The sequence below is a fragment of the Chryseobacterium sp. C-71 genome (assembly GCF_020911865.1).
In the GTDB taxonomy this organism is placed as follows: Bacteria; Bacteroidota; Bacteroidia; order Flavobacteriales; family Weeksellaceae; genus Chryseobacterium.
Window position 1 is genome coordinate 1244239 of sequence record NZ_CP087131.1, and the last position, 25530, is coordinate 1269768.

The 25530-nt window shown below is 35.3% G+C and carries 22 protein-coding genes; 5 read left to right on the forward strand and 17 right to left on the reverse strand.

From position 1 onward, the window contains the following. Positions 1–69 precede the first annotated feature (69 nt). The gene (locus LNP04_RS05630) at positions 70–456 is read right to left on the reverse strand and encodes a DUF779 domain-containing protein (protein ID WP_229985579.1); all 387 of its coding nucleotides are present in this window, start codon (positions 454–456) and stop codon (positions 70–72) included. 507 nt (positions 457–963) lie between these two features. Continuing rightward, positions 964–2493: an aldehyde dehydrogenase family protein gene (locus LNP04_RS05635; RefSeq protein WP_229985580.1), complete on the reverse strand. Its 1530-nt coding sequence runs from the start codon at positions 2491–2493 to the stop codon at positions 964–966. A gap of 180 nt (positions 2494–2673) precedes the next feature. Between LNP04_RS05635 and LNP04_RS05640 the strand changes: the two genes are divergently transcribed. Beyond that, entirely contained in the window at positions 2674–3594 is a 921-nt protein-coding gene (locus LNP04_RS05640) for a helix-turn-helix domain-containing protein (RefSeq protein ID WP_229985581.1), read from the forward strand. A 70-nt stretch (positions 3595–3664) separates the two neighbouring features. Here the strand turns inward: LNP04_RS05640 and LNP04_RS05645 are convergent, their stop codons facing one another. From LNP04_RS05645 to LNP04_RS05705, 14 genes are all read right to left on the reverse strand, one after another. After that, complete coding sequence (locus tag LNP04_RS05645) at positions 3665–4993, reverse strand: hydroxymethylglutaryl-CoA synthase family protein (protein WP_229985582.1); 1329 nt, start codon at positions 4991–4993, stop codon at positions 3665–3667. A 340-nt stretch (positions 4994–5333) separates the two neighbouring features. Then, entirely contained in the window at positions 5334–7844 is a 2511-nt protein-coding gene (locus LNP04_RS05650; RefSeq protein WP_229985583.1) for a M1 family metallopeptidase, read from the reverse strand. Between the two features lie 8 nt (positions 7845–7852). Then, complete coding sequence (locus LNP04_RS05655) at positions 7853–8083, reverse strand: hypothetical protein (protein ID WP_229985584.1); 231 nt, start codon at positions 8081–8083, stop codon at positions 7853–7855. Positions 8084–8423: 340 nt separating this feature from the next. Next, positions 8424–8555, reverse strand: coding sequence for a hypothetical protein (locus LNP04_RS19480; RefSeq protein WP_262907451.1), 132 nt, complete (start codon positions 8553–8555; stop codon positions 8424–8426). After that, positions 8555–8794 (reverse strand): hypothetical protein, encoded by a 240-nt coding sequence (locus LNP04_RS05660; RefSeq protein ID WP_229985585.1) that lies wholly within the window; start codon positions 8792–8794, stop codon positions 8555–8557. Before LNP04_RS05660 ends, LNP04_RS19480 begins: the two co-directional genes overlap by 1 nt. 43 nt (positions 8795–8837) lie before the next feature. Beyond that, complete coding sequence (locus LNP04_RS05665; protein WP_229985586.1) at positions 8838–9632, reverse strand: thymidylate synthase; 795 nt, start codon at positions 9630–9632, stop codon at positions 8838–8840. Between the two features lie 114 nt (positions 9633–9746). After that, positions 9747–10664: an IS982 family transposase gene (locus LNP04_RS05670; RefSeq protein WP_407928602.1), complete on the reverse strand. Its 918-nt coding sequence runs from the start codon at positions 10662–10664 to the stop codon at positions 9747–9749. Between the two features lie 114 nt (positions 10665–10778). Then, positions 10779–11528 carry an SDR family NAD(P)-dependent oxidoreductase gene (locus tag LNP04_RS05675; protein WP_229985587.1) on the reverse strand — a complete coding sequence of 250 codons (750 nt, stop codon included), beginning with the start codon at positions 11526–11528 and terminating at the stop codon, positions 10779–10781. Between the two features lie 100 nt (positions 11529–11628). After that, the gene (locus tag LNP04_RS05680) at positions 11629–12279 is read right to left on the reverse strand and encodes a hypothetical protein (protein WP_229985588.1); all 651 of its coding nucleotides are present in this window, start codon (positions 12277–12279) and stop codon (positions 11629–11631) included. A gap of 3 nt (positions 12280–12282) precedes the next feature. Beyond that, positions 12283–12723 carry a GreA/GreB family elongation factor gene (locus LNP04_RS05685; protein WP_229985589.1) on the reverse strand — a complete coding sequence of 147 codons (441 nt, stop codon included), beginning with the start codon at positions 12721–12723 and terminating at the stop codon, positions 12283–12285. Between the two features lie 144 nt (positions 12724–12867). Beyond that, on the reverse strand, positions 12868–14139 hold the full coding sequence (locus LNP04_RS05690) for an alpha-amylase family glycosyl hydrolase (RefSeq protein ID WP_229985590.1): 1272 nt from the start codon (positions 14137–14139) through the stop codon (positions 12868–12870). Between the two features lie 382 nt (positions 14140–14521). Continuing rightward, positions 14522–15124 (reverse strand): plasmid pRiA4b ORF-3 family protein, encoded by a 603-nt coding sequence (locus LNP04_RS05695; protein WP_229985591.1) that lies wholly within the window; start codon positions 15122–15124, stop codon positions 14522–14524. Positions 15125–15257: 133 nt separating this feature from the next. Further along, positions 15258–16289, reverse strand: a complete 1032-nt coding sequence (locus LNP04_RS05700) for a cell wall metabolism sensor histidine kinase WalK (RefSeq protein WP_229985592.1) — start codon at positions 16287–16289, stop codon at positions 15258–15260. Positions 16290–16336: 47 nt separating this feature from the next. Further along, positions 16337–17014, reverse strand: coding sequence for a response regulator (locus LNP04_RS05705; RefSeq protein ID WP_229985593.1), 678 nt, complete (start codon positions 17012–17014; stop codon positions 16337–16339). 187 nt (positions 17015–17201) lie between these two features. Between LNP04_RS05705 and LNP04_RS05710 the strand changes: the two genes are divergently transcribed. The 3 genes from LNP04_RS05710 (at position 17202) to LNP04_RS05720 (ending at position 22330) form a co-directional block, all read left to right on the forward strand. Further along, positions 17202–19763: a TonB-dependent receptor domain-containing protein gene (locus LNP04_RS05710; RefSeq protein WP_229985594.1), complete on the forward strand. Its 2562-nt coding sequence runs from the start codon at positions 17202–17204 to the stop codon at positions 19761–19763. A 34-nt stretch (positions 19764–19797) separates the two neighbouring features. Next, positions 19798–20970: a hypothetical protein gene (locus LNP04_RS05715; protein WP_229985595.1), complete on the forward strand. Its 1173-nt coding sequence runs from the start codon at positions 19798–19800 to the stop codon at positions 20968–20970. A gap of 199 nt (positions 20971–21169) precedes the next feature. After that, on the forward strand, positions 21170–22330 hold the full coding sequence (locus tag LNP04_RS05720) for a hypothetical protein (protein ID WP_229985596.1): 1161 nt from the start codon (positions 21170–21172) through the stop codon (positions 22328–22330). Positions 22331–22423: 93 nt separating this feature from the next. On the opposite strand, the gene LNP04_RS05725 is transcribed toward LNP04_RS05720, so the two are convergent. Continuing rightward, a complete protein-coding gene (locus LNP04_RS05725; RefSeq protein WP_229985597.1) occupies positions 22424–23449 on the reverse strand; it encodes a rod shape-determining protein in 1026 nt (341 codons plus the stop codon). A 212-nt stretch (positions 23450–23661) separates the two neighbouring features. On the opposite strand from LNP04_RS05725, the gene LNP04_RS05730 reads away from it, so the two are divergent. Further along, positions 23662–25500 (forward strand): chloride channel protein, encoded by a 1839-nt coding sequence (locus tag LNP04_RS05730; protein WP_229985598.1) that lies wholly within the window; start codon positions 23662–23664, stop codon positions 25498–25500. Positions 25501–25530: the final 30 nt, after the last annotated feature.

The following is a 25530-nucleotide window of genomic DNA, read 5'->3' on the forward strand; positions in this document are numbered from 1 at the left end:
ATTAAGCAGATTTATAATATTTATTCCTAGTCTGTGAAGATCTGTGTCATCTGTGGGAAAATAAACGGTTTACTCGCTTCGTTTCACCTCTTCTAAATTCTTTAATTCTTCCGCTGTAAATAGTTTGTAATGTACTTTAAATGTTTTTCCTAAAGGTGTTTCCAAAGAAAATCCGCCTGGGCCGAAGCCTTCCAGAACATCTAAGGTGAAATGTGAGTACTGCCAATATTCAAAAAGGTCACGATCGATCCAGAATTCGTGACCGTTGATGGTTCCGATCATCGCATCATTCATTCTCGGAAAGTAACCGCCTTTTTCGAAACATTGGGGTTGTGTGCCTTCACAACATCCTCCGGCTTGGTAAAACATCAGTTCGCCGTGCTTTTTTTCAAGTTCCCAAATGAGCTCGAGGGCTTTTTCTGTTACTGAGAGTCTTGATATTTTTTTTGTTTCCATAATGATTTTTTTATTCTTCTTTTGCCTTGAAGCAAAAGAACCAATCCCGAAGTTTCGGGACAAGACTTGGACTCTTTCGCTGAAAATTAATTCAATTCACTAAAAATTCTAAACTTGCGCGAGGGCTTAATTTTTTCTTCTGTTGAAAATTTGTGTTGCGCTTCGAACAGAAGAATTTTTTCAACGTTCATACAGCTTATTTTCTTAACGCCTCCATTTCCTAGGTCACTTTTGATGTCTTTGAAACAACATTTGGTTTGTGAAACTTTTGAGTAAGTTAATATATTTTATAAAGTTAAAAAAAGCCTGACAAGACAAGCATTGTCAGGCTGTACTTAAACCAAATATAGAGATGTGTTTTTACACACTGCTTTTGCGTGAGGGATAGGAAGGGCGGCGAGGAACTCGCCGGTGCGAAGCACCGAAACGTAGTGTAGCCCTGGATAGCCTGACCGTCTTGCCTCGTTGCATAACGAGGCAAACGGACACGCCCGTAATATTTAAAAATTAAAAGAAACCTAATTTGTTTTTGTTGTAAGAAATCAACATGTTTTTAGTTTGACGGTAATGATCGAGCATCATTTTGTGGTTTTCTCTACCGATTCCTGACTGCTTGTAACCTCCGAAAGGTGCTCCTGCAGGATATGAGTGATATTGATTTACCCAAACTCTACCTGCTTCAATGTGACGCGGAACATTGTATAACTGATGCGCGTCTCTCGTCCAAACTCCCGCTCCAAGTCCGTAAATCGTATCGTTTGCGATTTCTAAAGCTTCTGCTTCATCCTTAAAAGTAGTGAAGGCTAAAACCGGTCCGAAAATCTCTTCCTGAAAAATTCTCATTCTGTTATTTCCTTTGAAAATTGTCGGCTGAATGTAATATCCTTCTTCTAAGCCTTCTCCAACATTGTTAACATCACCCCCTACAAGAACTTCTGCCCCTTCTTCTTTCCCTAATTTGATGTAAGAAAGAATTTTGTCTTTCTGAATCTTAGAAGCCTGAGCTCCCATCATTACGGTTTTATCTAAAGGATTTCCTACTTTAATGGCTTTCACTCTTTCGATTACTTTTGCGATAAACGCATCTGCAATATCTTCCTGAACCAATAATCTTGACGGACAAGTACAGATTTCACCCTGATTTAAGGCAAAAAGAACCGCACCTTCAATAGCTTTATCTAAAAATTCATCATCAGCATCCATCACTGAACTGAAGAAAACGTTTGGAGATTTCCCACCCAATTCTAAAGTCACCGGAATAATATTTTCTGTTGCATACTGCATAACCAAACGACCTGTCGCCGTAGAACCTGTGAACGCAGCTTTGTTCACTTTCGGATTGGTTACTAAAGCTCTTCCCAATTCAGCTCCGAAACCGTTGACGATATTCACAACTCCAGCCGGAAGTAAGTCTTTAATTAAATCGACCAATATAAGAATTGAAATTGGCGTACTTTCTGCCGGTTTTAAGACAACACAGTTTCCTGCTGCCAATGCCGGAGCTAACTTCCAGACAGCCATCAAGATTGGGAAATTCCATGGAATGATTTGTGCGATGACACCAAGCGGTTCGTGAACGATTAATGAAACCGTGTCTTTATCCAATTCATTATGCGAACCTTCCTCTGCTCTGATAACCGAAGCAAAATACCTGAAATGATCCACTGCCAAAGGTAAATCTGCAGCTAAAGTTTCTCTTACGGCTTTACCATTATCGATGGTTTCTACAATGGCAAGATATTCTAAATTCTGCTCGATTCTGTCGGCTATTTTATTTAAAATAACGCTTCTTTCGGTTGATGAAGTGTCTTTCCAGGTTTGGAATGCTTTTTCTGCCGCATTGACTGCCAGCTCTAAATCTTCTTTTGAAGAATGTGCTGCCTGTGTAAAAACTTTTCCGTCAACAGGAGAAATGACATCGAAATATTTGCCATTTACGGGTGCAGTAAATTCACCGTTGATGAAGTTATCGTATTGTTTTTTGAATTCAGGCCACTGTAATACCGTGTCTGATTTTTGTTCTGTTGCTGTGCTCATATTCGTATTGTTTTGATTTTATCTTCAACCAAATTACGTCGACTACAATTAAACATATAGCAAAATCCTACAAAAAAACTTCACAATAGTGTAGAAGGCAGACTTTATCATTTCATTAACATGTTTTTAATCATATAATTTCTATATTTGGTAGAAGTCGCAACTTAAATAAATTTAGAAATGAACAATCATAAGTTTTTATTGAATACTCCTGAATTAAAGAAGGAAAATCAGCTTATCAACTTAGTTGAAAATCAGACTAAATTTAATCTTAACAATTGTGAATTCAGCATTTATGAAACCCACAAAGCAGCTTTTGATGTTAAACTGCATTTTGACACGATTGCTTTCACGGCAATGCTTCAAGGTAGAAAATACATGAAGCTAGAAAACAAAACCAATTATTGCGATTATTTACCCGGAGAAAGTGTTTTGGTTGCGCCCGGAGAAACAATGGTGATTGATTTTCCTGATGCTGATGAAACGCCTTCACAATGTATTTCTTTAAGTTTAAATCCTGAATTTATCGAAAACTCTCTGAATCATCTGAACTATAATTTCGCCAAAGTAGATGAAACCTCATCATGGAATCTACAGCTTGACGAATATTTTTTATTTAATAACAAATCATTGGCTTCAGCCACCAATAACATTATGAGAATCGCCATGGATGATAATTCTCAAAAAGACATCATGGCTGATTTCGCTTTGAAAGAACTATTGATAAGACTTATGCAAACACAGGCAAGAAGTATGGTTGAGAAAAATTTGGCTAAAAATAAATCAAGAATTGGTTTTGTAGTAGATTATATCAAAAATAATATTCATCAGAAACTTTCTATCGACAGCATTGCGAAACTGGCTTATGTGAGCAAATCTAATTTTTTCAAAATGTTCAAAGACGAGCTGGGAACTTCGCCTAATGATTTTATTCTTCAGGAGCGCATTAATAAAGCGAAAGAACTTTTAGCTTTAAACAACAGCATCAAGGAAACTGCTTTTCAGACTGGTTTTTCAGATACGAATTACTTTACCAGAGTTTTTAAGCAGTTGGTTGGGGTGACGCCGAAGAGTTATCAGAATAAATCAATTAGTTTTTAGTTGTTGGTTGTTGGTTGTTGGTTGTTTAAAATTACAAAAAGCACCTCAACCGAGATGCTTTCCAAGATTTTTAACCTTTATAAGTATAATACCTCGCTCCTTTCAACAGAGGATTTTCCAATTCTACAGATTCTAAACCAAATCCGTCATAATCAGGATTTACAGAATGTTCCAATTGTTTTCTGTGAAGTTTTTCATAGGTATCAAAATCGATGGCTAGCCGTCCATTAAGATTTTCAAATAAATTCCATTTTTCAACGACACTTTTCCAGTTTTCAGAAACTTTACCGGCAAAAACTTTTGATTTAGAGCCGCTTCCGTAACCCAAAAACCCGATTTCCTGTCCGGTTAATTCTTCATTTTCATTAAAAGAAGTCTGTAAACCTGAAAGTAAAGCCATGAAAATAGATGCCGTGTACATATTACCAATTTCTGATGATGCACTCTGCGTTTTTTCAATTTTCTCACTAATAAATTTTAAATACTCCTCAGATTTCGCAACCGCCTTTTGTTCGTCAGGATTTGAATAGGATAGTCCGTTTTCTAAGCTGTAAATTTCAGTAAAAACTCTTTTCCCGTGGAATGCGTATGGAAGATGGAAAATCAAATATTTCCAGTTTTCGTAAGGCTTTTCTTTTCTTGAAACTACTTTATAATGTTCATACGCTTCTCTGATTCTATCCTGATAACATTGGTTGGAATATTGCCCGTCAAAAACTGGTTCGTCGGTGAAGACTTCAATTTTATCGGGAAAGTTTTCGGGAGCATTGATTAAATCTTCTTTTTTGAAATGTCTTCTTGGTTTGAAAAAATCAAAAACACTTTCGGTAGCAATTCCCCAGTTGTTTTCTATCTCAATTAAATCAGGTTTGGCAGAAATTAGCAAAGAAACTGCTCCTCCACCTTGCGTATATTCACCGGAAGAAGCCAACTCGTATTTTGCATAATCGCTTGCAATGACTACTGCTTTTTTATCAGTATTTACTCTTACAAAATCTAATGAATTGTGAAGCGCATCTACGGCGCCAATACACGCAAAAGTCATATCTACAACATCACAGTTTTTGAAACATCTTTCTCCGAATTCTTCTTCCAGAACCTTTTCTACCATCTGCATTGAGTAGGAAGCGGTAGGTTTTGCGGCATCGATTGCACTTTCTGTACCTAAATAAATACGGGAAATTTCTTTTGGATTGATTTGATAATCTTTGATTAATTTTAACAAAGCTTCTGCTGCAAAAGTTGCAGCATCTTCATGAACATCCGGAAATCCCATTTTGTGTAAACCCAAACCTTTCTCCAATTTTGCCGGTTCGATTCCTCTTTTTTCTGCTAAATCTTTAATTTCCAAATACAAAGAAGGCACATAATAACTTGCTGCCTCAATTCCAAAACCCATAATCGTTTAATTTTAACACGAATTTATAAAAGATGTTGCAAAAAAAACTTCATTATCGTCTAAATTTTTGAGGAATTATTAAAGTTTTATTACTTTGTGTTTGTCCGAAAATTATTTTTAATGCAAAGTTCGCTGAGATTTTTTTGACTATTAACAGTTTTTAATTTCACAAAACGAAGTTTCGCCGATTCAAATAATCAATTTATAAATTGAGGCAAAGGCGTTCCACTGAGCAGAGAACACAAAGTCTTTCAATTCTTAAAATCAGGAATTATAAACAAGTTTTAAATAAAAAAGCACCTCCAATAAGGAGATGCTTAGAAAAATATATATTGATTTACTATTTGAAATTTTCAATTGCTTTATTAATTGCGTCAATCTGTGGATTGATGCTTGAACCTTTTTGAGGATTTTGTTTCAGAAGTTCCATTTTCTTCGTCAAACCATCTTTTAACATTTGAGAAATCATCATTTTCACCTGAGGATTTTCTCCCATCTGACCTTTTGCCTGACCAAGAATTTTGGTAATGCTTTCCGTAGCTTTTAAATTATCGGAAGTCATGATCCAGTTGTATCCTTCTTCGGCAGACTTGCCCAATTCAGGATTCTGGAATTTAATAAAAGGATAGAAAGCAACCAATGAAGCAATATTCGACATTTGTGAGGTCACTTTATTTTTAACAATAACAGGAAGCATTTTACTTAACAAATCTTCTGAAGCTCCGTTCAAATCGATTTTATCAGCCAAAGTATTTGCCTTGGAAGGATCAACATCTAAAGCTGCTGCAACAGAATTTCCTCTTACAGAATTTGAAACGGCATTGACACCTTTTTCAAAAATCGGAAGGTATTTTTTATCTTTTGTCTTTGCCAAAGCTGCAATTGCGGCTCCCTGAACTAAAGTTTTAGGATCATTTGAAGCTAATCTTTCAACATCTGCTCCTAAAGCTTTTAGTTGTTCAGCGTTTGATAAGTCCATTAATTCCAAAGCTTTCTGTCTTACTCTGAAATAAGGATCTTTTAACGCCGCAGACAATAATTTAGTTGCTGCAGGGCTTTTTCCTACCTGATCTTTGATAGCCGTTAAAGCATTGTATCTGCTTTTAAATTCTTTCGAACCTGTAAACTGCATCAGATTCTGCTCGGGTGTTTTAGTTTCAGTAACGTCTGCAACCAATATTCCGTCTGCATTAATGTTGACCAAATCAGGATTTTTTGAGACATCAAAACTGAATGTATTTTTTGCCGTTGCATTAACCCAAACCTGTTGTCTTTTTGGTTTTCCGTTATCGTAAACATCGATGGTCAAAGGAAACTCGAAAGGCAATTCCTGAGACTGATTGACAACTACAGTCACTTGTTTTTTTACCGGCTCAAAAGTGTAAGAGTAATTCAATTTTGGATGCCCGCTTCCAAAATACCATTGATTGAAGAACCAGTTTAAATCTTTTCCTGAAACTTTTTCGAAAGATAATCTCAGTTGGTGAGCTTCGGCATTTTTGTATTCATAGGTTTTCAAATAATCATTCATTCCGGCAAAAAATGCTTCATCTCCTAAATAATTTCTCAGCATGTGAAGAATTCCGCCACCTTTCTGATACGTTACCAAATCGAAAACATCTTCACGAGAAGCATAATCAAATCTCACCAGATCTTTTTTGAAATCTGAAGGATTGTGAATGTAATGATTCACATCTTCCATCTGATGATAATCTGCCTGATCTTTTCCGTATTTGTACTCGTTCCAAAGATATTCTGAGTAGTTGGCAAAAGATTCGTTTACGGTTAAATTACTCCAGCTTTCTGCCGTCACCAAATCCCCGAACCAATGGTGGAATAATTCGTGAGCAATCGTATCTTCCCATTTATTCTCATCGATTAACTGTCCTGGTTTTTGTAAAATATCACTTCCGTGTAACGTTGCTGTGGTATTTTCCATTGCACCACTTACGTAATCTCTACCGGAAATCTGTGCATATTTTGACCACGGATAATCGTAACCCAATTTTTTAGAGAAAAACTCAATCATTTCTGGTGTGTTTCCGTAAATCTGTTTTGCGTACGGCTCGTATTCTTTCTCGATGTAATAGTCAACCGCAATATTTTTCCACTTGTCTTTTACCACGGCATATTCACCCACTCCCATGAAGAAAAGGTAGGTTGAGTGCCTTTTATCCATTACCCAATGATCGGTTCTTAAACCATTTGATTCTTTTTGAGAATCTTTAAGAATACCATTTGACAGCGTTACATATTTATCAGGAACCGTCATGTAGATTTCCTGAGTTGTTTTTTGGATTGATTTATCGATCGTCGGAAACCAAGCTGAAGAAGATTCAGTTTCTCCTTGCGTCCAGATTTGAGTGGGTTTATCAGGATCCTGACCTTGAGCATTGATAAAATAAAGACCTTTTGCATCGCTGATTGCCATGCTTCCTTCCTGCTTCACTTCATTCGGACGAGCTGTATATTTGATATAAACCGTATAATCTTGATTTTTCTGGTAAGTTTTGTCTAATGTAATCTTTAAAACATCATTTTTATAATCAAATTTTAAAGGAGATTTTTTTCCATTGACATCCAACGCAACTTCATGAATCAGCATGCCTTTTGCATCCAGAATCAATTCGTTGGTCGCATAAAAGTAAGGCGAAGCCGTTAACCATTCTTCCCCATTCATCTGCTCTTTCTGATAATCAAAATTGACTTTAAGTTTGGTATGCTTAAGCTCCGTTACTTTTGCAGATGTTGCTCTGTATACTTTTTCTCTGCCTGAAGTTTCAGTTTGTGCAGATACATTTCCGGAAAACAAAGCTCCCAATATTGCAACAGATAAAATGATTTTCTTCATTTCTTCCTTTATTTTTTTATATTATTTTTTGTAATGATTTCGAAAATATCGTTGACTAAAGTTTCGTAATCTCCTTTTTTGAGCTGTTCTTTAGTCTTGGCAAAAGCTTTTTTCAGCTCGCTTTCAGGATTTTCTTCATCGATGATCTCAATTGAAGCTACTCCTTTTATCTGCAAAAGAATTTGTTTTAAATTCTCGGCATCAACATTTTGTTCCAAGCTAATTTTAATTGATTTCATATGTAGATTTTATTGTTTTTTTTAAGGCTATATGTTATCGCCTAATCTTCATCAACATTTGCGAATCTAAACCAATGATGCCGATTCCATAATAAATAAGTAGTATTTTATGAATATTAGTTACAAAAAAAGTGAAGTTTTTTGGCTTCACTTTTTATATTTTATTTATTTTAAAAATAGTTTCTGAATATTTTCAGGATTGCCTTTTGAAGGAAGAAATAACAAAATTTCTACACAATCTTTTTTCACATCAAAATATACCTTAACTTGCTTCTTTCCCAATAATGCAAATCTTAATTGACTATCTGAATCTATAGTCTGATATGAAATTAATTGATCATTAAAATGACTCAACCAATTTTTCTAAGTCTTTATTAAATGTCTTCAGTTCCTTTTGAGTCCAATTTTTATTTAAAAAATCAATAATATTTTTAAGACCTTCAATCGCAGTATTTGAAAATATAACTTTCATTACTTTTTAAAAATGGAATCAATCAATTCTTCCGAATAGTCTTTACATTCTCCATTTTTGATCTCATTACGACTTTTTTCAATCAATTTTATAAATTCATCAGAATTTTCAATCTCTTTCCAAGAATCAATTTTGTCATTCTCAGAAACCTCAAAACTCGTAATACCTTTTATTTGTGATAAAAGTTTTTTGATGAAAGGAACATCTGCGTATTCGTCTAAACTGATTTTTATTTCCATAATTCCTGATTTAAATCAAAGTTAATGAAATTATTACTAAATATTAAATCGCCACCGGAGCTTTAATTCCTGGATGCGGATCGTAGTTTTCTAAAGTAAAATCTTCAAAATTAAAATCGAAAATATCTTTAATTTCAGGATTCAATTTCATAGTAGGAAGTTGTTTTGGCTCTCTTGAAAGCTGTCTGTCAACCTGCTCAAAATGATTGTTGTAAATATGAACGTCCCCGAAGCTGTGCACATAATCTCCCACTTCAAGGTCACAAACCTGCGCAACCATCATCAATAAAAGCGCATAACTCGCAATATTAAAAGGAACTCCCAAAAACACGTCGGCACTTCTCTGATACAGCTGTAAAGATAATTTACCGTCAGCTACATAAAACTGAAAGAGTGCGTGGCAAGGTGCCAAAGCCATATTAGGAATTTCTGCAACATTCCATGCAGAAACAATCAATCTTCTGGAATCCGGATTTTTTTTGATCTGATCAATCACTTCCGAAATCTGATCAACCACTTTATTATTCGCTCCGTTCCAGCTTCTCCATTGAGCACCGTAAACAGGACCTAAATCTCCGTTTTCATCAGCCCATTCGTCCCAAATGCTAACGCCGTTGTCATTCAGATATTGTACGTTGGTATCGCCTTTCAAAAACCAAAGTAATTCGTAAATAATTGATTTTAAATGCACCTTTTTGGTTGTTACCATCGGAAAACCTTTAGACAAATCATATCTCAACTGATATCCAAAAACACTTCTCGTTCCCGTTCCTGTACGGTCGGTTTTGTCGATTCCGTTTTCTTTGATATGTTTTAGAAGGTCTAAATAATTTTGCATTTTAAAAGAATTTTCAAGTTCCAAATTTAAAGATTCTTATCCAAAAAAGGAATAAAAAAAGCATCCATTTTGATGAATGCTTCGTATCGTTTATTTAATTAACCTGAGTTCGGTTTAAGCAAAATTTAAAAACAATTGACCATCATTTACTTTTTTTAAGTTTAATGATGGTTTTTTGGGGAAGAAACAATAAGCAGTTAAGCTCCCCAAAATATTCATCATAAAATTACTAACACTTCTGTGGCGAGTATGTTCCACTTGACAATGGTTCTTTAATTCATCATTGATCGTTTCAATGATGGCTCTTTTTCGGAGCAAAATTTTGTCTTCCATTTTCATAATATGATTCTTCATATTCTTACGAAGTTTAGTAAAAAGCTGGATTCCATCAGCAAAAAGCATTTCCCAAAGAGCCTTGGAAAGATATCCTTTATCGGCAAATAGTTTTCCAAAAAGCTGCTGCGTCATTTTTTTGATATGCTTTGGGTTTCTGTCATCAATATTTCCTTTCGTTATATAAAAGGATAAAAGTTCTCCCTTTTCATTACAAACCAAATGCAGTTTAAACCCATAAAACCAACCCATCGAAGATTTTCCTCGCTCTGCCAAACCTTTGAAAACTTTGTGATTGTGAATCCTTTGGTTTCTGCAAACTTTTAAAGTTGTGCTGTCCATAAAGCTGATTCCAGTACATTTACCCAGACATTTTTCTTTCAAAAATAAGGCAAAAACCACAAAGCTTCTTTGCTGAAGTTCTATAAATCTATTGTAGGAAAGGGCTTTGGGAAACAAATTATTCCAATAACCACAAACTATTTCCTGATAATAATGCTTAAATGTTTTGTGTGCACCCAGATGAAAACCAATCATAATCGTAATAATTTCAGAATCCGACATCATAGATCTTCTGTTTCTTCTCTTCTTTTGGTCGCCGAGCGCCTGAAATTTCATGTGTTTGATTTGGAAATCAAATTCTTTACAGAAATCATCAACTTGTACAAAAATATTTGTAATTTGGTCTTTCAAAATCATAAGCAATAGTTCGTTTAAATATTTGAATGTTAGATACTTAAATATACGAATTATTGCTTTTTATTGCAAATTTATTTTGTATTCTTATCCCGAACTCAGGTTAATTAAAATCTATTAGACTGCCGTATAACCTCCATCAACAAGGTAATAACCACCTGTCATGAATGATGCTTTTTCAGAGCTTAGAAAAAGAACCAACTCTGCAACCTCTTCAGATGTCCCAAGCCTTCCCATAGGATGTTTTGCGATCAATGCATCTTTATGCTCTTTGTCTAGCTGATTCAATAATGGTGTATCAATATATCCCGGACCAACTGCATTGCAACGAATGTTTTTCTGTCCATACTCAGCGCCAATATTTTTTGTTAAGCCAACCACTGCATGTTTGGTTGAAGTATATGCTGAAGAAAGTGGTGCTGCAACCGTTCCGTGAATCGAAGCGATGTTGACGATTACTCCACCTCCGTTTTTCTCCATTTGAGTAAGTTCATATTTACAACCGTAAAAAACTCCGTCTAGATTGATGTCGATTACTTTTTTCCATCCTTCAAGACTGTAATCTCCTGTTTGATTGGCTTCACCGCCAATTCCGGCATTGTTACAAGCAATGTCTAATCTTCCATAGATTTCGACAGTTGATTTCACAAGAGCCTCTACCTCTTCTGCTTTCGAAGTATCAGCTTTTACGAAAGATGCTTCACCGCCTTCAGATTTTATTTTTTCTACCGCCTGATTTCCGTGCTCTTCATTGATATCAGAAACGATAACTTTAGCACCTTCTTTTGCGTAAGACTGAGCAATTGCCAATCCGATTCCTGAACCTGCTCCTGTTACCAGAGCTACTTTATTATCTAAAATTCCCATATTGATAAAATTTTTGTTTGTATTTAATCTATCCTAAATTTACGACAATCAATTTAAGATTCAATATGAAGCAATGGTAAATTTTTCTTAAATTTTTAGATTACCAAACTAAACTAACGGAAACATCTTTTGAATTTCCTTTAATCGATTTTAATTTTCCGAATTTCTCTTTATTAAAGATTTTATCGTTCCAATAGTCTAAATTTACAGTACCGAACTTGATTAGTTTCCTGTACTTGCTAGAATCTGTGATGTCTTTCTGCCCGTAATCAATCGATATATTTCCTATGGATTGTAATTTTCCCAATCTGCTGTTATCTATGATATCTTTTTCCCAGTAATCTATTTTTAGGTTCCCGATGTTCTTTACTTTACCTAACTTTTCTTTATCGAAATTATCATAGTAATCTATTGAAACATTGCCTACGTTTTTAATCTTGCCAGATCTGACATCACTTTTATCTAAAATATCCCAATAATCAATTTTTAAACTTCCGATGTTTTTTAATTTTCCAAATCTGTATGTATCAAAATTCGCGTCATCATAATAATCTACCTCTCCGTCTAAATTGTTTGTTTGAAAACCTGAAATTTCGCCATTACTATTTAGTTGAATCGTCAAATCTTCAATGGTAATATCTACAGACTGTAAGTCGTTGGTTTTAGCTGAAATATTTGCTTTAATTTGTCCAAAAGCAAAGGAATGAATAATTAAAAATAAAGCGGGCAGAAAATTTTTAAGAGATGTCATATTTTATCCGATTTCTTCAATGACTTGATTGACATTGTTGATGATAAACGTCTCAGCTATTTTCTTGCCAAACATTGCTTTTGCCAACGGTGATTCACTTGAAATAGTCATTATTTTTTTGCCTTCAAAAACAATTTCTCCTGACGATACCGAAATATAGAAAAATCCTTTATCTGTCTTTACCAAAGCTCCATTCTGAACTTTTGTACAGACCTCTGTGTTTAATTTTTTCACGAAATTCTGTTGGTTTAAGGTTTCGTTTAATTGCCTTTGGATATTGTTGATTTCCTGCTGCAGCATTTCTCGACCAGTTTCATACTTGTCACCCATCGAACTTTTCGTGTCGTTGCTTGAAGCACGGGTTTCAGCAATAAGATTTTCGAAGGTTTTTATTTTTTCTGAAATTTTATCTTTAAGAATTTGCAGTATATTTTCTTTATTCATTTTGAAAGCAATCTTTGAGTTTATAAATTAAATAGAAGTGAAGAAAATTAAGTTTTTGCTAAAGCCAATTTAGTATTGTAAGCTGAAAGCGGGTTAAAGCCCGCTCCTATTGATGTTTTAAAATACTTTACCTTAAGTTATCCTTTATTTTTCAAAAACAGCGAAATCAGAAACTTTAAAATTAAAATCTTTTCCTTGATTAAAATCTTTTTTTGTTTTGTCAAAAACATTATTGAAAGTTCCGTTTAAATTTTCATCCTGAATGGTAAAATTCACCGGATCATTTGAAAAATTTAAAACCACTAAAACCTCATCTTGTCCGTATTTTCTCACATACGCCAAAATTTTATCGTTGGCTGTGGTGTTTAGCAGATAAGTTGAAACTGCGGAATCTCCTCCTCGCAAAGCAGGATTTGAAGACTTTAAGTTTAATAGTGTTTTATAGAAATCTGCCATTTCATACTTCCCGTTCCAGTCGATGACATCTTTTTCGAAGAACTCTAATCTTTTTAAGTTGGGAAGTTCCTGACCTGAATACAAAAGCGGAATTCCGTTCCAGGTTGCAGAAAATACAGTCATTGGCAATGTGATATCGCCATATTTTTCAAATTCTGTCCCGTTCCATGAATTTTCGTCATGATTGGTTGTAAACCATGCTCTCATGGATGAATCTCCGATGGCAGAATATTGTTTAAGCAAATCTATCAATTCGCTGAGAGGTTCGTTTTTCTTGTAATAATCTGCGGATTTGTGCATCCATTTCCACGAGTAGCTTGCATCAAAAACTTTTCCGTAATCAGGATTTTCGAGTTCATCATATTCTCCGATGAAGAAAAGAGGTTTGAGTTTTTCGACTTCGGGTCTTGCTTCGATCCAAAAATCTAATTCTACCCACGATGCCAAATCACATCTGAAACCATCGATATTGGTTTCTTTTACCCAAAATTTCATCGCATCAATCATCGCTTTTCTCATCTCCTGGTTTTTGTAATCCAGTTCGATGATGTCATCCATTCCTGAAGCTTTGTGGAAGCTTCCGTCCGGATCTTTTAAATAAAATTCGGGATGAGTTTTTGTCCACACATGATCCCAACCTGTATGATTGGCGACCCAGTCGATGATTACTTTAAAGCCTAATCGATGTGCTTCGTTGACCATGTGTTTAAATTCATCCATCGTTCCGAATTCGGGATTGATGGTTGTGTAGTCTGAAGCGGCGTATTGGCTTCCCAAAGTCCCCTTTTTATTAAGTTGGGCAATGGGAGTAACAGGCATGAACCAAAGGGTTTTCACACCCATGTTTTTGAGGCGTGGCATTTCTTTTTCAAATGCTTTGAAAGTTCCTTCCTGAGTATATTGTCTTAGATTAACTTCGTAAATATTGGTGGTATGTTTCCATTCTGTAGGTAAATCCATGTTTTTCTGATGTTTTTGAGTGGTTTAGAATAAAAATCTATCCCATAAATAGTGCGGTTAAGCAGCAATTCTTTGATTAATTTAAACAAAAATAGGAATTTGAAGATTTAAAAGTGAATTGTAATCTGTGAATTTTACTTTATATTCTATTATCAGCGAAATCTGTAAAATTGACCTCTTCCCTAGCCCCGATAGAAACGGTTACCCCACAGCAAGCCCTTCGACAGGCTCAGGACAGGCTGGCTTGCGAGGAGTATGAGTGGATGACGGGAAATAGCTCCTGATAAAGTAGAAGAGTTTTTTTGAGTCTGAGTATTGAATTATCTTGTGATTAATTTTAATAAAAAAACCCTGAAAATAAATTTTCAGGGCTGTATTTTTTTTAGATTCTATCGTCGTCGCTGTCATCTTCATCATCGAATACATCATCGTTGTAGTCGTCATCTTCGTCATCATCGAAGCTATCATCATCTTCGTCTGCAAAACTGTTGACTGCCCCGAAGTCATCTTCAAAACCAAAATCATCATCCATCAAAGGCATTGCTGATTTTTTGTTTTTTGAGCCTGCACCTCCACTTTTGCTTGGAGCTTTCAATGGAGCATTTCCGAATCTGTAAACGGTAATCGGGTAATTCACCCCTTTTGTTTCTTCGTTTACTTCTACCAATTCGCAGAAAAACTCCCACAGGTCAAGCAAACCGTACTGAAACTGTGCTTTGTCGCCAGCATTTTCAAATGCTTCATCGATGTAAACGTCTGACATAATCTCGCCATCCCCTTCATCACTCATATCTTCCAGAGGAACGCTCTTCACAATGGTACCATCTTCTTCGAGGAGATTAAAAGTAGAAAGCTCATCACCACTAAGGTTGAAAGCACTTTTGATTCCTAAATGAAGGTTCCAGAGTGTTTGTTTTCCTTTAATTTCAACATCACGGAAAATATCTTCTTTTGTATCTAATATTACACGGATTTTGTAAACCATACTACTATTCCAATTTCTATTTTTACCTTATTTCTATTGATCAAATTCTGTTGCAAATATATAATAAATGAGATTTTAGAAAAGAATATTTAAAAAATTTTTAGAATTTTTTTTTGCTTACATTTTACGCTGCTTATTTGCTTTTTTCGAGCATAAAACTGAATTTGGTACCTTCAAGATACACACTTTCTACCGTAATGTTTTCGTTATGAGCTTCTAATATGTGCTTCACGATAGCAAGACCCAAACCAGAACCGCCCTGTCGTCGGCTTCGGCTGGTTTCTACACGGTAAAAACGCTCGAAGATTCTTGGGAGAAGTTCTTCTTTAATTCCCATTCCGTTGTCGATCACTTCGATGAGTACTTTGTTTCTGAGAACACTTGTTTTAACGACAACCTTGGCTTCCTGCCTATTGGCGTAATGTATTGCGTTTGAAATGAGATTAATGAAAACCTGCGATATCTTTTGTTTGTCGGCCTCTACAAATATCTGACTTTGTAAAGTCTGTAATTGCAGAACAGTATTATTTTTCTCAGCTTCCAGATCAAGAAGATCGAAAATTTCTTTAACCAAGATATTAACATCAAATTTTGAAACGGTAACATCTATTTCTCCTGCTTCCAGCCTATTGATCATATCCAAATCATTGACGATCGCAATCAATCTTTCGACTGAGATACCGATTCTTTCGAGATATTTGTCTCTAATGTTCAGATTTTCTACGCCACCTTCGCTCAAGGTTTCTACGTATCCCTGAATTGAAAAAAGAGGAGTTTTTAGCTCATGAGAAACGTTTCCGATGTATTCTTTACGGTAACTTTCCATCTTTTTCATCACTTCCATCTCGGTGACTTTTTGCTGGTTGAAGTCGGAGAATCTTTCACCTAATTCTTTTAAGGTGATGTTTTCCTGATTGTCGTAAACAATCTCTTCCGGCAAAATTTTGGAGATATTTCTTACCTGCTTTTTGGCATAGTAACTGAAAAGTAATTCGAGAACTACGTAATTGACAACAAACATGACCAAAACAGAGATGATAAAACCTATTTTAAAAAATGAGTTGTGGTCATATTTCTCGTTCAGGGCATCAAAAATGACGACCAAAACCAACATCACCAATGTCAACAGACATGATGAGATGAAACTAAGTCTGTAAAATTTCAATTTTACAAATATTTAAGGGGTTATAAGTAAAGATAAGATTTTTTGAATTAAACAATCAGTTTATATCCAATTCCTTTTAAAGTCTGAATGGTATTGATTCCTAATTTTTCTCTCAGTCTTCTGATGTGTACATCGATGGTTCTTTCGCCTACGATCACATCATTTCCCCAAACTCTTTCTAAAATCTCTTCTCTTTTGAATACTTTCTCAGTATTTGAAGCTAAAAGATACAAAAGATCAAATTCTTTCTTTGGAAGTAAAAACTGCTGTCCGCTTTTTGAAACTCTAAAGTTGTCCTTATCTATTATAAGGTCTCCCACTTCGATAAGTTTTGCATTATCAGAAACCTGAGAAGTCAACTGTAATAAAGCGTTTACTTTAGAAATTAAAATTTTCGGCTTGATAAGTTTTACAATGTAGTCGTTTGCACCAGCCTGAAAACCTGCCAACTGAGAAAACTCTTCGCTTCTTGCAGAAAGGAAAACGATCAAACTTTTTTGAAGTTCTTTTACTTTACGTAATTCCTGACAAGTTTCGATACCGTCTTTTTCTGGCATCATGACATCTAATAAGATAAGATCCGGGATAATTTCTTTTGCTTTTTCTATACCTTCGTTTCCGTTTGTAGCGGTGGTAACGTCATAGCCTTCTTTTTCTAAATTGTATGAAAGAATTTCCAGAATATCCAGTTCATCATCAATTAATAGAATCTTTTTTTGGTTCATTTTCAATTTTTACATTTCAAAGTTAACAAAATTTAAGCAACATGATTGATAATTAGTTTTCATTCACATAAACTTAATATTAAAGGGCATTTCGTAATGTTTAGTTAAGAAATATTTAAAATTAACTAAACCAATTACGACCCAATTGTTTTATTTCTTTGCACCGAAAGTAATTAGTAAAAAAGAAATGAATTTTAGAAAACTGAGTATCGCTGTTTTGTTCCTTACAACTTCCGGAACTTTATTTTACGCTCAAGAAAAAAACGACACTGTAAAGAACGAAAAAAAAATTGAAGGTGTAGTTATTCAAGGTACAACAAAAAAAGGAGGTGAGGCCAACATCATCAGCGTACAGAGAAAATCTGTTGAAGTAATTGAAAGAGTAGGTTCTGTACAGCTTGAAAAACAAGGTGTAGGTGATGTCTCGGTTGCAGTAACTAAGGCAACAGGTTCACAAAAACAAGAAGGCAGCGGACAAATCTTCATCCGTGGTCTTGGTGACCGTAACAACTCTACTACTATAAATGGACTTCAGGTTCCTTCAAACGATCCTTTATTCAAAAATATCGATTTAAGCATCATTAAAACCGATATGATTGATTTTGTAGGATTAGAAAAAGTATACAATCCGAAACTTTGGGGAGATGTTTCTGGAGCAAATGTGGATATCGTTACAAAAGTTTATACTGGGAAACCTTATTTTAAAGTAAATCTGGGATCTTCTGTAAACTTTAATGCAGTTCAGAAGAATAATTATTTCTTACAAGATGGACCTAATTATTTTGGCTCGGAAATTTTGAAAAAACCATCTAAAAATGCTGTATTAAATAGGGGATATGTTTTCACAACTTCTTTAAAAAATCAGGAAATTAATAATCCTATTAACTCTGCTCTAAGTTTTGATTTTGGAACTAATTTTAAGATTGGAGAACAAGGCAAATTAAGCATTTTCGGATTTGGAGGATTTGATAACAGCTACGATTATTTCCAAGGAATCACCGGTGGTTCATTTGATACTGCAAAGGGGCCTAATAAAATCTATGATAATTCTGAAGAATTTAAATATACCACCAATACTACAGGTCTAGTAAATATCAATTATAAAATTAATTCTAACCACAATATCAATCTATCTTCAAATTACATCCACACTACTGAGCAAAAACTTGGTAACTATAACGGATATAACAGAGATTATTATGATGTGGATGTGTCTCAGGAGAGATATGTTACACAATTAAGACGTGCTACATACAGAACCAATGACTTATTAGTAAATCAACTTAGGGGTGAGCATACAATCACCGAGCCGCTAAAAATAAGTTGGAATATTGGTTATAATAGACTTGACAGTAGAAGACCTGATAGACAGCAAAATGTAACAATTTATGATAAGCTTAATGACACCAGTTTCTTTGCAAGCTCTAACCCAGGTGCTAACAACAGATATTATGATAGGTTATTAGAAAATGATTATGTAGGAGATTTACATGCCGACTACAAATTAGGTGAAAAAGCTAAAATTACTTTAGGCTATAGTGGAAGATATAAGGATAGTGATTTTAAAGCAACTCAATATAACTTCAGAATTCTACCTGTACAAGGATCTTATTTTGTAGACCCTAAAAATTATGATTCTTTCTTTAACAATGCCAATTATCAGGCGGGAGGATTTTTTGATATTGTTACGTTTAGAGGTGATATAAAATCTAACGAAAATGCTTTTGTACCTCAGTATTTCACTTCAGAAATCATGAACAATGCAGGATATTTGAACGTAGATTATAAATTCTCTGAAAAACTCACCGCACAGGTTGGAGTGCGTTATGATAACCTGAAACAGGAAATCATCTATAACACTGCTCTATTCGCAGACGGAGGAAAAGTAAATAAAGACTACTCTAAAATTTTACCAGCATTCAACTTAAAATATAGTCTGAATGACAAACATAATTTAAGATTAGCAGGTTCAAAAACATATACCACGCCATTATTATTGGAGGTTGCTCCTTTTGAATACGAAGATATCGACGAATCAAGTATTGGTAACAGAGACGCTTATCTTGCAGACAATTACAATGTCGATTTGAAATGGGAATGGTTTCCGAAGAAAAACGAACTGATCTCAGTTACAGCTTTTGGTAAACTTATCGAAAATCCTTTAGCAAGAGTAGTAATTGCTTCGTCTTCAAACTCAGTTTCATTTATTAATGTTGGAGACAGAGGTAGAGTTTTTGGTTTGGAAGCAGAAATAAGAAAAGATATCTATGATTCTGGTAAAACAAGACTTTATACCTTCTTAAACGGAACATATCTAAATACAGAACAAGATCTTGATGATCAAAAAGTAATACGAGAAAACCGAAACAGTAAGTTTAGTGTAAACTTTAATTCAGACAAAGATAAAATACAAGGAGCTTCAGAATTCTTGGCTAATGCCAACTTGGGTATCGAGCAAAAATGGGGAAACAAAAACACGATGGATTTTGTAGTTTCTTACTCTTATATCTCTGATAATGTATATGCTATTGGTACTTTAGAAAAAGGAAATTTGGTAGACAAGGCATTCAGTACGTTAGATGCAACTGTCAAAATTAAATTAACCAACGGAATGGGCTTTTCTGTAAATGGAAGAAACTTGCTTAATCCCTACTTCACTAGAGTTCAGGACAACACTGTGGGAGAACAAATTTCTAGAAAGTATAAAAGAGGAGCAGGTATAGGTGCTAGCGTTTCTTACGAATTTTAAATTACTGAAAATAAATTATAAAAAATATTGTAAAATGAAAAAGAACACTTTAAAATTATTAGCTGCTGCATTCATTATGTCGACAACAGCTGTAGTATTTCACTCTTGTAGCGATAGTGATGATGAAGAACTGATTATCACAAACCCAGGATCTGGTGCTGCTTCAGACCCAAACAATTTTAAGGGCGAAATCAAGTCTGGAGAAACAGTAACTTTAGATGCAACAAAGTTATACAAACTTACAGGTGCTTTAAAAGTAAAAGCTGGCGGTACATTAATAATTCCTGCAGGAACAAGAATTGAAGCTAATGGAGGTACTTCTGCTTATATCTTAGTAGAGCAAGATGGTAAAATCTTTGCAAATGGTACAGCTGCATCTCCAGTTGTATTAACAGCTCCTGCTCCTACACCGGGAAGCTGGGGAGGTTTGGTAATCTGCGGAAAAGCTCCAATCAATAGAGGATCTACTGCTACTTCAGAAGTAGGAGAAGCAATTTATGGTGGTACTGTTTCAAATGATAACTCAGGATCATTGAAGTTTGTAAGAATCGAATACGCAGGAGCAGTATATACCGGTACTAAAGAATTTAACGGACTTTCTCTTTTCGGAGTAGGTAGTGGAACAACAATCGATAATGTATCTATGATCAATGGAACTGATGATGGTATTGAGTTCTTTGGTGGAACAGTGAATGTATCAAACATTATTTCTGTTGGAAATGAAGATGATGCTTTTGACTGGACAGAAGGATGGAATGGAACAGCAACCAATATTTATACAAAAAGAAGAACAACTGGTGTAGGTAATAGAGGTATTGAAGCTGATAACAATGCAGATAATAAAGATGCAAACCCAAGATCAAATCCTACTATTAAAAATGCAACATTTATTGGTGCTACTTCAGGTGAAGCTGACGGATTAAAATTAAGAGAAGGTACTTACGCATCAATCGATAACGTTGTTTTATCTAACTGGACTACAGGTATCAACGTAGAACACGATCAGTCTGTAACGTACTTCAATGGTCAGAACAAAATTACAAAAGTGAAATTTGACAACGTAACGACAAAAGCCTCTGTAAAAGCAACTACAGGAAGTGCTGCTGCTACGTTATTACCAAACACTTACACAGAAGATGCTAATGCAACTGGAGCTGGAAGTGGTACTGCAACACCAACTTGGGCTGCAGGATGGGCAGGTATCTAATTCAATCAAGTAATTAGTTTCTTCATATCAAATTAAAAACTGCGCCCGGAAATTTACTTTCCGGGCGCAGTTATTTTTTTTAGAAAGATTTAAATTCATTGCAGTTTGAATTGGGAACTAAGCAGAAAAATGGTAATTTGGTATTCTCATTCAAAATAGATTGACAAAAAATTCGTTGAAAGAGAATAACCTGAGAATTATGAAGAAAAATTACTTTACTTTAATCATTACTGCATTTGTCATTGGCTCGTCATCCATCATTTATTCATGCAGTGAAGATGAAGAAACAATTACAGAAATAGCAACTATAGGAATTGCTCAGGATCCTGATAATTTCAAAGGTGAAGTGACCAGCGGAAAAGTGGTGACGCTTGATCCACTGAAATCCTATCAGCTCAGCGGTATTGTTACCGTTAAAAACGGTGGAACGTTAGTCATTCCTGCCGGGATAAAAATTACTGCAACAGCAGGTGCTTTATCTTATATTTTGGTGGAACAAGGCGGGAAAATTTACGTCAACGGAACGGCGGCATCTCCTGTCGTATTCACGTCAGAAACCACCGAAGCAGGAAACTGGGGCGGAATCGTGATTTGTGGAAAAGCTCCTATTAACACAGGAAGTTCCGGCTCTTCTGAAATTGCAAATTCCATCTATGGTGGAACTGAAGCGACCGATAATTCCGGATCTTTAAATTTTGTACGAATTGAATATGCGGGGGCTGAATTTTCTGCTGGCAAAAAATTCAACGGACTTTCACTTTTCGGAATTGGGAATGCAACAAAAGTTGAAAGTATAGCACTTTTAAATAATGCTGATGATGGTATAGAAATTTATGGTGGAACAGTGAATGTTGCAAACATCGTTTCTGTTGGCAACACCAATCATGCGTTCAGCTATAAAGACGGATGGGTTGGCAATGCGTCAAATATTTACACCAAAAGAAAAACAGACGGCACAGGAAATACAGGAATTACAGGCATCAATAATGCGAGTAATGATAATGCTTCGCCAAGATCAAACCCAACTATCAAAAACGTCACGTTTATCGGTGCAACTTCAGGCGAATCTGACGGAATAAAACTTAAACAAGGAACGTATGCTGTTTTAGACAATATCGTTTTTTCTAACTGGTCAAAAGGCGTTACCATAGAAAGCGACTCTACTGTTGCACGTTTTAACGGAAAAAAGAGAATCACAAATCTCTTATTTGAAGACACAACAACAGAAGTCTCATTACAATCTTCTGCAGGTGCAACAGTTCCAATTATTGATACAACTTACACAAAGAAATCTGATGCCACCGGAGCAGGAAACGGTATTTTAGTACCAATCTGGGCTGCAGGCTGGTCTGGATTATAATCTTTTAAATAAATTTTACCTTAATAAAAAATTCCTCAGAGATTTCTGAGGAATTTTTAGTTGATAATCTAAGACCAATATTTTCAGATCAGATTATTTCATCAAAAATCTGAATTTATTGATGTTTTTAAGCGCAATACCCGTTCCACGAACTACAGCTCTCAAAGGGTCTTCTGCTACAAATACAGGCAATCCTGTTTTTCTGTGAATACGGTCTGCCAATCCATGTAGAAGCGCACCGCCACCTGCAAGAAAAATTCCTGTTTTATAAATATCCGTAGCCAATTCCGGTGGAGTAATTGAAAGTGTTTCCATAATAGCATCTTCAATTCTCATAATAGATTTGTCTAAGGCTTTGAAAATTTCCTGATAATTGACCATGATTTCTTTCGGTTTTCCGGTAAGAAGATCCTTTCCGCGAACTGAAATTTCTTTTAAAGGAAAATCTAATTCTTCTAATGCAGAACCAATCTCAATTTTAATTGTCTCAGCGGTTCTTTCTCCAATATCCAAATTATGCTGCGATCTTATGAAATAAGTTATATCGTTTGTAAAAACGTCACCTGCCAATTTTATTGATTTGTCGACCACGATTCCGCCCAATGCAATCACAGCTATTTCAGTGGTACCACCACCAATATCAACAATCATGTTACCTTCCGCACTTTCCACATCGATACCCGCTCCTATTGCTGCTGCCATTGGCTCATAAATCAATATTACTTCTTTGGCATTGACCTTTTGTGCAGAATCTCTTACGGCTCTTCTTTCAACCTCTGTAATCCCTGAAGGAATACAGATCACGATTCTCAGTGCCGGACGTATAAATTTACCTTTGATCTCAGAAATTTTCTTGATAAATTCTTTAATCATATGTTCAGAAGCGTGAAAATCTGCAATAACACCATCTTTTAACGGTCTTATTACTTTTATATTTTCGTGCGTCTTGCCCTGCATCAGTTTTGCCTGCTCTCCCACTGCGATTGCCTTCCCCGTCAAACGATCTATTGCAACGATTGAAGGTTCATCTATGACGATTTTATTATTATGAATTATTAAAGTATTAGCCGTCCCAAGATCAATCGCAATCTCTTCCGTAAACATATCAACTATCCCCATCTTACATCAATTTTATAGTGGCTAAATGTACGGCTATTAGTTTTATATCCTTGCTAAAATAAATGGCGTAAGGAGTTAAACAAACGTTAAAATGGTTTTTAAAAAAGATTGTGATATTAAAAAAAAGCATTGGTTAATGTTTCACATAAACCTTAAGAATTATTTACCTTTGCAATAGATCATCAACTACTAATTTCATTTTTCAGACTGATTTGAATTTCCAAAACAAAAAAAAATACGTAAGCTTTCTAAAGTTTAAAAGAGATTTTCAACAATATGGTCTCAAAAAAGCACGCAGCTACGAGATTATTCTGCATTGGCTGAAAAACCGTCTAAGCAGAAACCAATTTTTGGTGCTATCAGGAATTCTTGTAGGATGTACTGCGGGTTTGGCAGGGGTGATCTTAAAAACCATTGTCCATAACATTCATCATTTTATTACTCATGATGTTCATTTTGAATATCAGATTATCTTCTACATCATTTTTCCGTTTTTAGGAATTGTTTTAACAGCAGCCATTGTCATTGCCATATTCAAGGGGCAAGACAGAAAAGGAATTGGTGCTATTTTATACGAAATTGCTCAAAACTCGAGTATCGTTTCGAATGTTAAGATGTATTCTCAAATCATTCAGAGTGCTGTCACCGTAGGATTGGGTGGTTCAGCCGGAATTGAAAGCCCGATTGCTGTTACAGGTGCAGCCATCGGTTCTAACTACGCACGTACTTACCGATTAAGTTACAAAGAACGCACTTTACTTTTGGCGGCTGGCGCTACTGCGGGTATTGCTTCGGCTTTCAATGCACCTATTGCTGGGATCATGTTTGCATTCGAAATTTTACTTACAGGCGTAGTTTTTACAGATTTCATTCCTTTGGTTGTTGCTGCGGTCTGCGGAAGTTTACTGTCCAGAATTTTACTTCAGGAAGATATTCTATTCAGATTTTATACAAGAGAACCTTTTAACTACCTGAATGTTCCTTACTATCTCATCCTTGGAATTATTACCGGATTATATGCAAGATATTTCGTTGTGGTATCACAAAAAGTTGAACATTTTATTAATGGTTTACAGCTTACCAGACTGAGAAAAGCAATGTTCGGTGGTGCCGTACTTTCTTTGTTGTGTGTTTTATTCCCGCCTCTGTTTGGTGAAGGATACGATACCGTTAAAGATTTCACCAACGGAAATGTAAACTCAGTGATTCACAACAGCTTTTTCAGATATTTTGAAATCAAGCAGTGGACAATCATTCTATTTCTGATTTTGGTTTGTCTTCTCAAAGCTTTCGCCACTTCATTTACTATTTTCAGTGGTGGAAATGGTGGAAATTTTGCGCCTTCTTTATTTGCTGGCGGGTCTGTAGGTTTTCTATTTGCAGTAATTTGTCAAAATCTGGGATTCTCAGATGTTCCTGTCACTAATCTTATTCTGGTCGGAATGGCTGGTGCCATGAGTGGAGTTTTATACGCTCCTTTAACGGCGATTTTCCTTATTGCAGAATCTAGTTTTGGGTATGATCTGTTTATTCCGCTGATGATTGTTGCTGTAATTTCTTATTTAATTGCTAAATGGTTTGCTCCGATTTCTCCGGAACTTAAAACATTGGCAGACCAAGGGAAAATATTTACCCATCAGCACGACAGCAACCTATTATCTACCTTACAAACAAAAGATTTTATAGATTTTGATTCTCAGACCATCAATGAAAACGCATCATTGCAGGATTTATATGACCTCATCAGCAACGGAAGAAAAAACAATTTTGCAGTAATTGATGACAATCATCAGCTCAAGGGAACTCTTACACTGGACGACGTTCGACCTTATTTATTTAACGAAAACGAAAAACTGAATCTCTCAAAACTGGTAAAAGTACCTGCTGCAGTAGTAATGTTGAGCGATAAGCCCGTGAAGATTATTCAGACTTTTGATGATACCTCCACATGGAATCTTCCGGTCGTTGATGAAGAAAATAAGTTTATAGGATTTATTTCCAAGTCAGCTATATTAACGAGTTACCGACAATTATTGAAAGATTATTCTTAAGTATTTAGCTATTTTTTGATGTAGATAATA